Raw genomic sequence first — 15,181 nt, 5'->3', positions numbered from 1 at the left:
GTTGCTATCTTATTGTATCCACAAACGAAAAAAGAGATGCCTCCTAAAGAGACATCATCTTTTTTATACTTGCGGTTCAGATTCTACTTTCTCAACCTTCTTCTTGTTTTTACCCTTTTTCAAACGACGGTTTTCAAGCATTAACCAAATTTGAGAGGCAACGAAAACAGAAGAATACGTACCTACAATTAATCCAACTAGTAACGCAAACGAGAAGTTACGTAGTGACTCACTACCGAAGATAAGTAACGCAATTACTGGGAATAACACTGTTAATACGGTGTTAATCGAACGACCAAGCGTTTGGCGAATACTTGCATTTACGATTTCTTCTAAGTCTTTTATATCACGAACTCGTTTTTTCTGTTTGTATAATTCACGGTTTCTATCAAACGTAACAATCGAGTCATTAATAGAATAACCGATGATTGTTAATACCGCAGCGATAAACGTTAAGTCTACCTCTAATTGTAAAATACTAAATATAACAATCATAACGAATGCATCATGTAGTAATGCAAGTACTGCAGATAATGCGTACGTAAATCGGAATCGAATACTTACGTATAAAATGATAACTGCAGAAGCAATTAATACTGCGATAAATGCATTTCGTGCAATTTCTTTACCGATTGTCGGTGAAACTGTACTTACATTTGGATCTGTACCATATTTATCGTGGAAGAATGTTTTTGTTTTCGCAATTTCATCTTTTGATAGAACACCTAATGTACGAACTGCGAATCCTTTATTGTCATCTCCAGTCGGTACAATATTTTCTTCTTTCACATCAATGTTCAATTCTTTAAAATCTTTATGAACGTCAGACACAGTAACTGATTGTTTTGATTGCAAGTCGATACGTGTACCACTCGCAAAGTCAATACCAAGATTCATTTTGAAAATTGGTAAAATAATTGCACCTGCAATTACAACTACAATCGAGAAGATAAGGAATTTATGACCGACATTTACAAAGTTAATACGATCAAATTTCGTTGGTGGATGTACTACACCTTTTGTTAACGGAATAATATCCTTTTGTTTCACACCAAAGTATCCTGGTTTTTTATCAAAGTAACGGCTCTTTACAAGTAAACTTAGTAAGAAACGAGTACCGAATACGTTCGTAATAAAACCAACTAAAATACTTACAATTAAACTTGTTGCGAATCCTTTTACAGAGCTATTACCGTAAACGAATAATACACCAGCTGCTGCAAGTGTTGTAATGTTCGCATCTAAAATTGTTGCTAATGAACGATGGTTACCAGCACGGAATGCTGACATCATTGACTTACCAATTTTCAGTTCTTCTTTTAGTCTCTCGTACGTAATAATATTCGCATCAACTGCGATACCTACCCCGAGCACTAACGCCGCAATACCTGGCAACGTCAGAACTGCATGCATCCAGTTAAAGACAAGTAATGTAACGAAAATGTATAAACCTAACATAATAACCGCTACAAGTCCTGGTAAACGGTAGAATACAAGCATAAATAAGAAAATAAGAGCGATACCAATCGCACTAGCGAAAATCGTTTGCTCTAACGCTTGTTGACCAAATTTCGCTCCAACAGATGTTGAATACATTTCTTTTAAATCAACCGGAAGTGCACCTGCGTTTAATAAAGATGAAAGTTGTTTTGCACTTTCAACTGTGAAGTTTCCACCTACGATAGATACTTCAGCTTGGTTAAATACTTGACTTACTGTTGCTGCTGATAAGAATTTCGGATTCGGTTTTGCAGATTCTGCTTTGTACGAATCTTTTCCTTCTTCAAAATCAAGCCAAATTACCATTAAATTCGTTGGTGGTGGCATTTTTGAAATTTTCTCAGTTACTTCACGGAATTTTTCAGCGCTTTTTAGTGTAAGACCTACACTCGCACGGCCTTGCTCATCAAATGTTTGCTTCGCTCCGCCACCTTTTAAATCCGTTCCATCCATAAGAAGGTTGTCATCTACATCACGGAATGTTAATTTCGCTTGTGTTGATAACATTTCACGTGCTTTTTGCTGATCTTGTACACCAGCAAGCTGTACACGAATTCGATCTTGCCCTTCGATTTGAATGTTCGGCTCACTTACACCGAGAACATTGACACGATTTTCAAGAGCACCTACTGTACTTACAAGTACATCTCGATCGATTTTATCACCTTTTTTGGCTGGTTTTACTTCATACAGAATTTCAAAACCACCGCGAAGGTCTAGTCCTAGACTAATTCCTTTTGCTATGTCTTTTCCTGCCGCACCAATTACTCCACCGATTAATAAAACGATGAGGAAAAAGGCGGCAATTCTCGTACCACGCTTTGCCATATGTACCCTCTTTCCGCTACTAACACTTCAAATAAATCTTTTACGATTCACTTTTACACGTGTGCATACGCCTAGTTAGTAGACTTCCTTTCTATAATTTTGCTAGTTCATCACCAGCTGTGTCGATAAGTTTTTCACATTACCTACACTTTCATTATTTATTTTCTCTCTTCACTACCCCCTTTATATATAATCTTAGACATAATTATTTCCTCATTATCAATACCTATCATTATACTGCAAAAGGAAGAACAAACCAATTGCAGTCGGTTATTTATTTTCATATTCATCAAATGACCAAAGCGGCGCTTGATATGCTTCAACAGTTAAATAAGTCATATATTCATTAGCACTTACTGTTAATACGTCATTAACTAATTCATACAATCTAACATCGCTGTCTATCTTCTTCCACTTTTTCACTTTAAGAAACTTCCAAATGTCATCATCTGTCACTCGGTCGTAACCGAACATTTGGAACTCTTCTACTTTACTTTCTAAAACGACTTGTAACTGTCCGCGGTACGATTCTACCAAAGCCTCTCTATCTAACATACATAACATCTCCTTCTTATTTCAGCACGAAAAGTCGCCTTTAATCCCGCTCTAATGGACAGCAATAACTACTTTCAAGAGCACTATCATACTTCACTCTCTCAAATGCTTGTCATTCTTGTCTCGTACGTGCATATAAATTATTGTAAATCATTCCACTGATTTTGAGAAGGTAGGAGAAGACCATGACGAGACAAAGCTTTTTAAAAGGCGCATTTATTTTAATGATCGCCGGCTTTATTACCAAAATTCTAGGATTTATTAATCGTATTGTAATGGCTCGTATTTTAGGAGAAGAAGGCGTTGGCCTTTATATGATGGCCGTCCCTACATTTATTCTAGCAATTACATTAACACAAATCGGTCTTCCTGTCGCAATCGCAAAATTTGTAGCAGAAGCGGAAGCTGTGAATGATAAACAAAAAGTAAAAAAAATATTAACCGTATCATTAGCTGTTACATCTGTTATTAGCATCATTTTAACAATTGGAATTATGCTCCTCACACCTATTTTAGCAAAAACATTATTAACTGATGAACGAACATATTATCCATTAATGGCTATTCTACCTGTCGTTCCTGTTATTGCTGTTTCTTCTGTTTTACGCGGTTATTTCCAAGGGAAACAAAATATGAAACCTAGCGCTTACGCCCAAGTTATTGAACAAATTGTCCGTATTACAATTATCGCTATATGTATTCAATTATTTTTACCTTACGGCGTAGAATATGCTGCAGCTGGCGCTATGTTATCAGCCGTTCTCGGTGAAGTAGCATCGTTATTATTTTTACTTACTTTATTCCAGCGCGAAAAACATTTATCTATACGCTCTGGATTTTTCACTACTGTAAAGGAGAGCAAAGGAACATTTTATTCTCTTATGGATATTGCACTTCCAACTACAGGAAGTCGTTTAATCGGTTCCGTTTCCTATTTTTTTGAACCTATCGTCGTTATGCAAAGCTTAGCGATTGCCGGCGTTGCTGCCTCCGTCGCAACCCAGCAATACGGTATATTAAACGGGTATGCATTCCCGCTCCTTTCACTGCCAGCCTTTATTACATACGCTCTCTCTACAGCACTCGTTCCATCTATTAGCGAGGCAATGGCAAAGAGGCAGCATAAATTAGTAGAACACCGTTTACAACAAGCTCTTCGGATCTCATTGATTACTGGTGGATGGTCAGTCGTTATATTATACGTATTTGCTTCTCCTGTTTTAACTCTTATGTATGGATCGGATAGTGCAACAGCATTCATCCAGCTTCTTGCACCTTGCTTTTTATTTCACTATTTTCAAAGTCCACTTACCTCTGTTTTACAAGCTTTAAACTTAGCACGTGCGGCCATGATGAATACATTTATTGGTGCAATCGTGAAATTAATCGTTATTTTTGTACTAGCTTCAAGGCCAGAGTTTCAAATGATGGGGGTTGCCCTTGCAATTGCAGCAAATATCGTAACAGTAACATTTCTTCATTACGCTACTGTTTTAAAGAAAATTACATTTACCATTTACGCAAAAGACTATATTTTTGGCGGACTTGCCATCGGTATCGCAGGCTCCTTCGGTTTTTATCTTCATAAGTATATAGTTTTCTCTCATTCACTTGGCGTACAAACATTATGGGAAATCACTTTAACAACACTCGTTTATATTGTGCTCCTCTTCATTTTCAAGCTCATTCGAAAAGAAGAGTTAAGTCGTCTCCCTATCATTCGAAAACTTTCATTTTTGAAGTAAATAGGCTTACTACGTCGTATAGTAAGCCTCTAGTTTTCTTTCAAATCAACAAAAAATTTTCCATTTTGAAAACTACAGTATAAAATTTGTGTTACATCGTTATAGCCTAAGTTTTTTAATTTTTCAACAAGCCACTCGTCTGTATGTTCAATCATTTTTAAATGATTCGATTGAATTTCTCCATCGATAATAAGGGGAAGCGTAAACTGCAATGCACCCTGCCCGCCTTTTTGTTTTTGAAAGACAGATAACTTCCCAGATGGTTCTAAAATAGCGTATTCTACATCCCTAATATCTCCGACTCCCTGCTCTCTTAATTGCATCATTAAATCATCTATATTATATCGCTGGTTTCTCATCTTTTTTTCATCAATTTTTCCAGCATTAATAATGATTGCTGGTTCTCCTTCTATTAAATGCCGAAATCGTTGAAACTTTAAAGAAATGACAGACAAAATGATCTGTATACACATAAGAAAGACCATCGGGACTAATTGATGCCAAAGTGATTTATCCGTATTTTCAATTGCGACTACAGCCATTTCACCAAGCATAATGAATACGACTAAATCTAATACACTTAATTCTCCTATCTCACGTTTACCCATAAGACGAAAGATAATTAAGATGATAATATACAACAGCATCGTCCGGCCAATGATTGATACCCATTCCATTTCTACATCTCCTTTTTACGTATAGACTCCCCTATAAAAAAGAAAATAGTCTAACTTAGGCAAAAGGAAAATATGCTTGTATTAAAAAGGGGGAATGTATAAATGGATGGAACGAAAAAATTATCAACTGCAATCGGCTTCGGTATCGTTATCCTATTAATTCTCGCAACAGTTACTAGCATGATTATGGCTCTTTTATTAAAATTTACAGATATGAATGAAGGAACATTAGCTGTTACTATTTTTATACTAGCACTTTTATCTATGCTTATATCCGGGTTTTCTGCCGGCAAAAAAGCACAAGGAAAAGGTTGGCTAGTAGGCTTCACAACAGGACTTACATTCACTATACTTGTTTTTCTAGTTAACTATTTAGGTTTCTCTCAAACTTTATCGAACTCACAGTTACTTTATCAATTAGCATTAATGGGCGCGAGTACACTTGGTGGCATTTTCGGTGTAAATATGTCCAAACAAAATAACTAAAAAAGGCCCTGCACATTTCATGCAGGGCCTTCCTCATTAGTTTTTCACAACTTCACGAATCGCATTACGATCGAAAGTTAAGTGTGAACCACCAGATTTAATAACGATTTTCGTCTCATCTACTGATTCGATTGTACCGTGTAAACCACCGATTGTTACGATAGCATCACCTTTTTTTAACTCACTTTGCATTTGAGCAACTGCTTTTTGACGTTTTTGTTGCGGGCGAATTAATAAGAAATAGAAAATCGCAAACATCGCAACGATCATAACGATATTCATCATACCTGGATTCATCTTTTATTCCTCCTTTTAAATTATGTATTAGAAGTTTTTAGCATTCGGTTTATTAAAGCCATACTGTTCAAAGAATTCTTCGCGGAAATCGCCAAGACGGTCTTCACGAATAGCTTGTCTCACCTGCTCCATTAAGTTTAACAGAAAATGAAGGTTGTGATAAGACGTTAAACGAATTCCGAACGTTTCATCACATTTCATTAAGTGACGAATGTACGCACGAGAATAATTTTTACATGTGTAGCAATCACAATTTGGATCAAGCGGACCGAAGTCTCTTGCGAATTTCGCATTTTTGACAACAAGGCGGCCTTCACTTGTCATACATGTACCATTTCGAGCGATACGAGTTGGCAGTACGCAGTCAAACATATCAATACCACGAATTGCACCATCGATTAATGAGTCCGGAGAACCTACTCCCATTAAGTAACGTGGCTTATTATCTGGAAGAAGTGGTGTTGTAAACTCAAGTACACGGTTCATAATATCTTTCGGCTCACCTACAGATAAACCACCTACCGCGTAACCAGGGAAGTCCATTGAAACAAGGTCTTTTGCACTTTGACGGCGAAGCTCTTCAAATTCTCCGCCCTGTACAATACCGAATAAACCTTGATCTTGTGGACGTTCATGCGCTTTTAAGCAACGCTCTGCCCAGCGACTTGTACGCTCTACAGACTTCTTCATATATTCAAAAGTAGCTGGGAATGGTGGACACTCATCAAATGCCATCATAATATCTGAACCTAATGCATTTTGAATTTCCATCGCTTTTTCTGGCGATAAGAATAATTTATCTCCATTTAAGTGGTTACGGAAGTGAACGCCTTCCTCTTCAATGCGACGGAAGTCACTTAAACTGAATACTTGGAAACCACCAGAGTCCGTTAAGATTGCACGATCCCAGTTCATAAATTTATGCAAACCGCCTGCTTCACGAATAATTTCGTGACCTGGACGTAGCCATAAATGATACGTATTACTTAAAATAATGCCAGAATCCATTGCTTTTAATTCTTCTGGTGACATTGTCTTAACTGTTGCAAGTGTACCAACTGGCATAAATGTTGGTGTATCAAATGAACCGTGCGGCGTATGTACACGTCCTAAACGAGCACCTGTTTGTTTACAAGTTTTAATAAATTCATAACGAATTGCTGTCATAATTTACTCCTTTTATTTGTTTCCCATTTTAGCGTGAGATGCAACGAACATTGCATCACCGAAGCTAAAGAAACGATATTTTTCTTTTACTGCTTCATTATAAGCATGAAGTACATTATCTCTGTTTGCAAATGCACTTACAAGCATAATTAATGTTGATTTCGGTAAATGGAAGTTTGTAATTAAACCATCAATTGCTTTAAATTCATAACCTGGGTACATAAAAATGTCTGTCCAGCCAGAAGCAGCACAAAGCTTGCCATTATGATCTGTCGCAATTGTTTCTAACGTACGAGTTGAAGTCGTACCTACCGTAATAATACGTCCACCATTCTCTTTTACACGGTTTAATAATGCCGCTGTCTCTTCAGACATATGGTAATATTCTGCGTGCATATGGTGTTCTTCAATTGTATCAGCAGAAACTGGTCTAAATGTTCCAAGCCCTACGTGAAGTGTAATAAATGCTAACTCAACGCCTTTTTGTTTTAACTTCTCCAGTAACTCTTCTGTAAAATGCAGTCCTGCAGTAGGCGCTGCTGCTGAACCGATTTCTTTCGCATATACTGTTTGATAGCGATCGCGATCTTCTAGCGTCTCTTTAATATATGGAGGAAGTGGCATTTCTCCAAGTTCATCTAAAATTTCATAGAAGATGCCGTCATATGAAAATTCAAGCTGACGTCCACCTTGATCTGCAGTTCCTGTGCAAGTTGCTTTTAATTTCCCTTCGCCAAAAGAGATAACAGTTCCTTCTTTTACACGTTTCGCTGGCTTAACAAGTGTCTCCCACTTATCGCCTTCTTCTTGTTTTAAAAGAAGTACTTCAATATGTGCGCCTGTATCTTCTTTCACACCGTGCAAACGAGCTGGCATTACTTTCGTTTCATTTAAAACTAAGCAATCCCCCTCATGTAAGTAAGAAAGAATGTCCGTAAAATGTTTATGCTCAATATCACCTGTTTCGCGGTCTAACACCATTAATCTTGATGTTTCACGCTCTTCTAATGGGACTTGTGCAATAAGTTCTTCTGGTAAATGAAAATCAAACAGATTAATATCCATAACTATATCCACCTATTTCTTATTTGAATCGATTTATTATATACATAATAAAAGATAATACAATACTTAACACAATACATGTAATGATAGGAAAATAAAAGGTAACGTTTCCTTTTTTCACAAAAATATCGCCTGGAAGCCTTCCAATGAACTTCCAAGCTAATCCAACAACGACAAGTAAGATACCTGCTGTAATAAGCAATTTCGGCATCTCCGTCATACTTTTGGCATCTCCATTCCAAAATGCTCATATGCAAGCGGCGTTACAATTCGGCCCCTTGGCGTTCGTTGTAAAAAGCCAATTTGTAATAAATACGGCTCATACACATCTTCAATCGTATGAGATTCTTCTCCAATCGTTGCCGAAACGGTTTCTAGTCCAACTGGGCCACCGCGGAATTTCTCAATAATACCAAGCAATAATTTATGATCAATATGATCTAGACCTAATTTATCTACTTGCAGCAATTCTAACGCCATTTGCGTAATTTCCATCGTAACTGTTCCGTTACCACGAACTTGTGCGAAATCTCGTACACGTCGTAATAAACGATTCGCAATACGAGGTGTGCCACGAGCACGTCTTGCAATTTCTAGTGCAGCTAACGAATCAATTTCAACTTCAAATACTTCTCCTGTACGTTCCACAATCGCAGAAAGCTGATCTACTGTGTAATACTCTAATCTTGAAAGTACACCGAAACGGTCACGTAATGGCGCTGATAATGCTCCCGCACGTGTCGTTGCTCCAACTAATGTAAATGGCGGTAAATCTAAACGTACAGATCGCGCTGACGGTCCTTTTCCAATGACAATATCAAGGCAAAAATCTTCCATCGCAGGATATAGTACTTCTTCAATTGATCTATGCAAACGATGAATTTCATCAATAAATAATACATCCCCTGGTTGAAGCGATGTTAATACAGCTGCTAAATCTCCTGGCCTTTCGATTGCTGGACCTGAAGTTGTTCTAACATTTACTCCCATTTCATTGGCAATAATATTCGCAAGCGTCGTTTTACCAAGTCCTGGTGGTCCATATAAAAGCACGTGATCTAACGTTTCTTCACGCATTTTCGCCGCTTCAATAAACACTTCTAAATTATGTTTCGCTTTATCTTGGCCAATATACTGACGGAGCGTCTGTGGCCGTAATGAATATTCTAAATCCGCATCTTCATATGCAGATTCCCCTGAAAGGAGACGTTCGTCCATTATACTCACCTCTTACCATTTAGTAAAAGACTAAGTGCCTTTTTAATATACTGATCCGTCGTTAATGATTCTTTTAATAACTCTGGTACAACGCGAGAAACTTCTCGTTCTGCGTATCCAAGTGCGCGCAGAGCTTCCAGCGCCTCATCAAGCTCAGCTGACGAACCTTTCTTCTCATCAAAACGTTCTTCGTCTGAGAATAAATCAACAAATGCATCTGGTACAACGTCTGCTAGTTTTCCTTTTAAATCTAAAATCATTTGGCGTGCTGTTTTCTTTCCGACGCCCGGGAACTTCACTAAAAACTTCTCATCTTCATGTTCAATCGCTTGAACGACCTGTCCTGTTTGACCAGAAGCTAAAATTGCAAGAGCACCTTTTGGTCCAATACCAGACACCCCTAACAACTTTGTAAATAATAAACGCTCTTCACGTGTTTTAAACCCGTAAAGTGCCATAATATCTTCTCTCACATAATGATATGTATAGACACGGATTTCTTGCTTACTTCTTTGAAATACATACGGATTCGGTGTGAAAATTTGATAACCAATTCCATTATGATCAATTACGACATATTCCGGTCCTACATACTCCACGTAACCTGTAACATATTCAAACAAAATACGATCTCTCCCTCTTAAATCATGTATTCCATTTTAACATATTTAATGATAGAAAAGCGAGACTACCCCAACAAATGTTCTCTATTTGAAACTTCTGTGATTTTCCATTGACAGAAAGGTTAAAGCACATTAATATACAGAAGTCGATAATGATTATCAATACTAATTAAAGGGGTTACATTAGGATGAAACGTAAGCTATTTATTTTATTTACTATTATGCTAGTTGTTCTTTCTATCGTTGGATGTTCTTCTCAAAAAGAAGAATCAAAAGCAAAAGAACAACCGAAAACAAAAGTTGTAAAACACGCTAAAGGGGAAGCTACAATTCCAGTAAATCCAAAGAGAATTGTTGACTTATCTGGATCAACAGAAGAATTATTACTTCTTGGACACAAACCTGTTGGTACAGCAAATACATATAAAGATAAAATCCAAAAGCATTTGACAGAAAAGCTAGATGGAGTAAAGGCAGTAGGTTGGTACTGGGCACCTAAAGTTGATTTAGAAGCTGTTACTGCTTTGAAACCAGACTTAATTATTTTGAACAATCGTCAATTAAAAATTTATGATCAACTAGAAAAGGTTGCACCGACAGTTGTTCTAGAAACAAACTTAGAAGACTGGCGCGGTAAGTTTAAAGAAGTAGGTAAACTATTTGACGAAGAGAAAAAAGCAGACAAATGGATTGCAGACTACAATAAAAAAGCCGACTCTTTATCTAAAAAGATTAAAGAGAAAACAAAAGATGACAGCTTTATGTTCGTCGCAGTTACACCACAAAACTTCCGTGTATACGGTAGCTTCGGGTACGGTGACATCATCTTTAACGACTTAAAACTTCCAGCAACAAAAGGTACAGATTTAAAACAAACGATGGCGCAAGTATCGCTAGAAGGTCTTGTTGCATTCCAACCTGACCAAATGTTTATTGTAAACTTTGGCGGCGAAGCTGATAAAGTTTACGAAGACTACAAAAACAGTGCCGTCTGGAAAGACAATAAAGCTGTGAAAAACAATCATGTATATGAAGCATCAAACGAAGTCTTCAATACGAAAGCTTTCAATCCAATCGGAAAAGATATGCTAATTGATGAAATCGCAAAAGAAATTTTAGCTAAGAATAAATAAGAAAAAAGCAGCTCACCATGAGCTGCTTTTTTTCTTATTTTGCACTGCGTATTGTTTCATTTTTTCAATCGTCTTCACAAAACCTTCTTTTGATTTAATGCGAATACCACGCTTCAATTTCGCACGCTCATAACTCTCCAACTTTTTCATATCAATTTGAAAGAAGGAATGAATCGCATTATCACTTTTCGGTACACCTTTGAAAATTTGTAATATCCCTTCCTCTGATACTCCAAAATAACCGCTAGTTTTTAATAACGGAGAAATATCATCAACTTTCTTTTGTAATACAATTTGCACATCATCACGATCAACGAGTTGCCATTCTTTATACTGCTGTAAAAATTTTTCTAAATCCGCCACTTTTTCTGTAAAGATTTCCTCACTTACTTCGCCATCAACATACATTCGCTCTAATAAAATTGTAACTTCCGGTTCTTTTTCTGTTACTTCTGGTACCGGGCCTTCCGCCTTCGCATTCGTTCCATAAACGAAACAAAACATCATAACGAAAGCTTGCATCGCAATCAGTATCCATTTCATTTCCGTTCACCTCTTTTAGGCAAGATCATACTTTCATTAGTAGTTTTTCCGGAAATGGGGGTTTTATCCCTAATTCATAGATTGCTCACATCAAGAATTATAGAGTTCAATTATTCCTATTTATATTCCGACTTTTATTCAAATAAAAAAGGGAAGATTGGATTCCTCCATTCTTCCCTTTACATTCATATAAAATGAAAGACGCCTGCAAAGCAGGCGTCTTGATGCGTTTACGGCGAGAGACCAGGCGACCACATTCGCGTGTTTAGCACTTAAGCATATCTCTCGTCTTACGTAAATTAGCTCATCGCTTTGCTAATATAACATTAATAAAGTATAAGTGCAACATGTTTATAAAAAATATTTTATTTCCTCTTTCATCCAAATGAATTATATGTAAATTATAAATTGATAATTGTAATATATATGTTACAATTAATATAAAAGCGAAATCATAATAAACAGGAGATGGATATTATGAAAAAAATTAAGGATGAACGTCTTATTCTGCAAACATTGAAAAATATACGTATTGTCTTTCTTTTTCAATACATTGGCGTAGTTGGAATTTTAGGCTATATTGGATTCACTGAAGGAATGGATCAAATTACGAAAACTCCATTGTGGCTATTATTTATGCTTACGAGTATTTTACTTGCTTATTTACAGTTAAGTGTTTCAATCGATGTAGAAGAAGGCGAAAAGGAAATAAAGTTAACTCCTTATTACAAACTTGTTTTACGCTCTCTTATTGTAGGAATCGTTATGGCTATTATTTATATCATTTTCAGTCCAGAAAGACCTCTATTGGAAGCTATTTTAACAGGTAATTATTCTCTTCATATGCTTTTTAGTTTCTTATTCCATTAGTTATTTTATTAAAAAGCATCGTTTACAAGACGACGATGAATAAAGAGGAAGGGCTCACCCTTCCTCTTTTGTTTTGTTATCGCACAGTACCAGTTAAACCGTAACGAATGTCTCGGAACATATTCACTATGTCACGATTAAAATCGTTTGTAACTGTACCGTTACGTAAGCGTGTACTCATTGCATCGACACGAGTAAACATGTCATTTCTTACAGAAACATATACATTTCTGTTTCCAACTTCATTTGCAACAGCTTGACGAATTTCGTTCGCCATTGCCGTTTCATTTGTCACTGTGTTACGTGGTTTTACCGCAATCGCTACATCATTTCCATATACAACTGTAGACACACGGTCTACGTTATTCATACGTTTCACACGATTTGTAATTTTTTCTGCAGTTTTACCATCATTGTTGATGTATGAATTGTTCATTGTAATATTACGTGTTGGATGCGGATTAGCAATTTGACCGTTATAATTTACATCACGGTAATAGTTATATCCTGTATCGTTACGACCATTTCTATATGTTACATAGTCTGTATAACGATCGTTACGCGTCACATTATCACGATACTGATGTGTATCATTATAAGATGTACGCTCGTAATTGTAGTTACGTCCATCCATTGCATTGTTTTTTGGTGTACCACATGCAGCTAATGCACTAGTAACTAACAAAGAAGCAGCAATCACTTTTACTTTCGTATTCAATACAAAAACCCCCTCTGTTAGAATGAGCTTCTCTTCTGAAAAGCTCCCTCTTATGATGAGTAACAGAGAAGGTTTTTACACTGTTAATATTTCACTGAGGATTTTCTAACATTTGGTGTAAATCTTCCGTTTCCAGAACGAATCTACACACAAAAAAAGGTGGGAATCATCCCACCTTTTTTAAACTTCTTCTTCATCCTCTTCTTCTGAAACTGGTTCCCCAAATACATTTGGCGGATCTGGTTGATAGTACATCGTTCCTGGCTGTGGTGCATATGCGGATTGGGTTGGTTGATAATATAAAGGATTCGCGTATTGTGGCCCTCCAGGTTGCGGACTATATAGCCTACTCTCTCCTCCGCATCCACAATCTTCCTCTCCTTGCACGAGCGGCGGCATATTATTATCTATCGGCATCATATTTGGATTTGGCATAGACGTATATTGCGGTCCAAACGGTGCTCCTTGCTGATATGGCATTTGATATGGATTTTGTTGTTGATAATACGGATTCGGTGGCATCATAGGCTGTTGATACGGCATTTGATATGGCATCATATTCGGCATTTGGTTATTATCCATAATCGGCATCATATTTGGCATTTGATTATTATCCATAATTGGCATCATGTTTGGTATTTGATTATTATCCATAATTGGCATGATGTTTGGTGGCTGATTATTATCCATGATTGGCATGATGTTTGGTGGCTGATTGTTATCCATGATCGGCATCATGTTTGGTGGCTGATTGTTATCCATGATCGGCATCATGTTTGGTGGTTGATTGTTATCCATGATCGGCATCATGTTTGGTGGTTGATTGTTATCCATGATCGGCATCATGTTTGGTGGTTGATTGTTATCCATAATCGGCATCATGTTTGGTGGTTGATTGTTATCCATAATCGGCATCATGTTTGGTGGTTGATTGTTATCCATAATCGGCATCATGTTTGGCACTTGAATATTTGGCGGTATTACTTGCGGAATCACTACATTTTCTTTCGATACATTTGGCGACACTATATTTCCTACATTTTCTTTCTTCACTTGCGGTGATACGATATTCCCTACATTTTCTTTCTTCACTTGCGGTGATACGATATTCCCTACATTTTCTTTCTTCACTTGCGGTGATACTATATTCCCTACATTTTCTTTCTTTACTTGCGGTGATACTATATTCCCTACATTTTCTTTCTTTACTTGCGGTGATACTATGTTTCCTACATTTTCTTTCTTCACTTGTGGTGATACGATATTCCCTACATTTTCTTTCTTTACTTGCGGTGATACTATATTATCTTTTTTCGTTTGCGGAGAAATTATGTTATTAGGTTTCATTTTAGTAATTTGAGGAGCAATTAATTCGCTTCCTTTTTTAATTACATCTGAAATTTTATATTCTTTTTTCGCTTTTATTGGTGGTTGCGGTGGCTGCGGTAACACATTTACCGAAAACTTCGTGTTTTCTTTCTCTGCTGGTTTTTGCTTTTCTATAACAGGTGGTTTTTGGATAACAGACGGTTTTTCAACTGGTTTTTCTATTTGAATTGGCTTTTCTTTTTGCACTTCTTTTTGTGGTTTTACCTGCACTTCTTTTTGCGGTTTCACCTGCATTTCCTTCTGCGGTTTTACCTGTACTTCTTTTTGCGGTTTCACCTGCATTTCCTTCTGCGGTTTTACCTGTACTTCTTTTTGTGGTTTCACTTGCATTTCCTTCTGTGGTTTTACTTGCACTTCTTTTTGTGTT

General features: G+C 36.8%; 15 protein-coding genes and 1 pseudogene. 4 read left to right on the top strand and 12 right to left on the bottom strand.

Features of this window, described 5'->3' with window-relative positions; all coding sequences use genetic code 11:
• Positions 1–63: 63 nt before the first annotated feature.
• Together secDF and MR147_RS20720 are read right to left on the bottom strand one after the other, a co-directional pair.
• A complete protein-coding gene (gene secDF, locus MR147_RS20725) occupies positions 64–2,328 on the bottom strand; it encodes a protein translocase subunit SecDF (protein ID WP_152155029.1) in 2,265 nt (754 codons plus the stop codon).
• A 270-nt stretch (positions 2,329–2,598) separates the two neighbouring features.
• A complete protein-coding gene (locus MR147_RS20720) occupies positions 2,599–2,883 on the bottom strand; it encodes a post-transcriptional regulator (RefSeq protein ID WP_000886978.1) in 285 nt (94 codons plus the stop codon).
• A 185-nt stretch (positions 2,884–3,068) separates the two neighbouring features.
• On the opposite strand from MR147_RS20720, the gene spoVB reads away from it, so the two are divergent.
• Positions 3,069–4,628 (top strand): stage V sporulation protein B, encoded by a 1,560-nt coding sequence (spoVB, locus tag MR147_RS20715; protein ID WP_000198282.1) that lies wholly within the window; start codon positions 3,069–3,071, stop codon positions 4,626–4,628.
• A 29-nt stretch (positions 4,629–4,657) separates the two neighbouring features.
• Here the strand turns inward: spoVB and MR147_RS20710 are convergent, their stop codons facing one another.
• Entirely contained in the window at positions 4,658–5,305 is a 648-nt protein-coding gene (locus tag MR147_RS20710) for a DUF421 domain-containing protein (protein ID WP_242304679.1), read from the bottom strand.
• Positions 5,306–5,407: 102 nt separating this feature from the next.
• Between MR147_RS20710 and MR147_RS20705 the strand changes: the two genes are divergently transcribed.
• On the top strand, positions 5,408–5,791 hold the full coding sequence (locus MR147_RS20705) for a TIGR04086 family membrane protein (RefSeq protein WP_016718530.1): 384 nt from the start codon (positions 5,408–5,410) through the stop codon (positions 5,789–5,791).
• A 36-nt stretch (positions 5,792–5,827) separates the two neighbouring features.
• Here the strand turns inward: MR147_RS20705 and yajC are convergent, their stop codons facing one another.
• From yajC to ruvA, 6 genes are read right to left on the bottom strand one after another with little or no spacing between them, the layout of a single operon-like run.
• Positions 5,828–6,088: a preprotein translocase subunit YajC gene (gene yajC, locus MR147_RS20700; protein WP_001068066.1), complete on the bottom strand. Its 261-nt coding sequence runs from the start codon at positions 6,086–6,088 to the stop codon at positions 5,828–5,830.
• A gap of 27 nt (positions 6,089–6,115) precedes the next feature.
• Positions 6,116–7,255: a tRNA guanosine(34) transglycosylase Tgt gene (gene tgt / locus MR147_RS20695; RefSeq protein ID WP_000125362.1), complete on the bottom strand. Its 1,140-nt coding sequence runs from the start codon at positions 7,253–7,255 to the stop codon at positions 6,116–6,118.
• 12 nt (positions 7,256–7,267) lie between these two features.
• Positions 7,268–8,320, bottom strand: a complete 1,053-nt coding sequence (gene queA / locus MR147_RS20690; protein WP_000354030.1) for a tRNA preQ1(34) S-adenosylmethionine ribosyltransferase-isomerase QueA — start codon at positions 8,318–8,320, stop codon at positions 7,268–7,270.
• A 19-nt stretch (positions 8,321–8,339) separates the two neighbouring features.
• A complete protein-coding gene (locus MR147_RS20685) occupies positions 8,340–8,540 on the bottom strand; it encodes a DUF2905 domain-containing protein (RefSeq protein ID WP_242304677.1) in 201 nt (66 codons plus the stop codon).
• Positions 8,537–9,538, bottom strand: coding sequence for a Holliday junction branch migration DNA helicase RuvB (ruvB, locus tag MR147_RS20680; protein ID WP_000344459.1), 1,002 nt, complete (start codon positions 9,536–9,538; stop codon positions 8,537–8,539). Before ruvB ends, MR147_RS20685 begins: the two co-directional genes overlap by 4 nt.
• Positions 9,539–9,543: 5 nt before the next feature.
• Positions 9,544–10,161, bottom strand: a complete 618-nt coding sequence (gene ruvA, locus MR147_RS20675; RefSeq protein ID WP_000464508.1) for a Holliday junction DNA helicase RuvA — start codon at positions 10,159–10,161, stop codon at positions 9,544–9,546.
• A gap of 188 nt (positions 10,162–10,349) precedes the next feature.
• Between ruvA and MR147_RS20670 the strand changes: the two genes are divergently transcribed.
• A complete protein-coding gene (locus MR147_RS20670) occupies positions 10,350–11,294 on the top strand; it encodes an iron-hydroxamate ABC transporter substrate-binding protein (protein ID WP_242304674.1) in 945 nt (314 codons plus the stop codon).
• Positions 11,295–11,306: 12 nt separating this feature from the next.
• Here the strand turns inward: MR147_RS20670 and MR147_RS20665 are convergent, their stop codons facing one another.
• Positions 11,307–11,837 (bottom strand): BofC C-terminal domain-containing protein, encoded by a 531-nt coding sequence (locus tag MR147_RS20665; RefSeq protein WP_000871182.1) that lies wholly within the window; start codon positions 11,835–11,837, stop codon positions 11,307–11,309.
• A 477-nt stretch (positions 11,838–12,314) separates the two neighbouring features.
• On the opposite strand from MR147_RS20665, the pseudogene MR147_RS20660 reads away from it, so the two are divergent.
• Positions 12,315–12,750 (top strand): annotated as a pseudogene (locus tag MR147_RS20660) (branched-chain amino acid ABC transporter substrate-binding protein).
• A 33-nt stretch (positions 12,751–12,783) separates the two neighbouring features.
• Here the strand turns inward: MR147_RS20660 and MR147_RS20655 are convergent.
• Together MR147_RS20655 and exsA are read right to left on the bottom strand one after the other, a co-directional pair.
• Positions 12,784–13,425 (bottom strand): YhcN/YlaJ family sporulation lipoprotein, encoded by a 642-nt coding sequence (locus MR147_RS20655; RefSeq protein ID WP_242304672.1) that lies wholly within the window; start codon positions 13,423–13,425, stop codon positions 12,784–12,786.
• Between the two features lie 180 nt (positions 13,426–13,605).
• Positions 13,606–15,181 (bottom strand): spore coat assembly protein ExsA (gene exsA / locus MR147_RS20650; RefSeq protein ID WP_242304670.1); only part of this gene is annotated, 1,576 nt, incomplete at its 5' end.

It is taken from the genome of Bacillus cereus group sp. BfR-BA-01350 (assembly GCF_022663775.1).
GTDB lineage: Bacteria > Bacillota > Bacilli > Bacillales > Bacillaceae_G > Bacillus_A > Bacillus_A paranthracis.
Note: the sequence above shows the minus strand (reverse complement) of the source record. Positions and strands in the feature narration are given on the sequence as shown.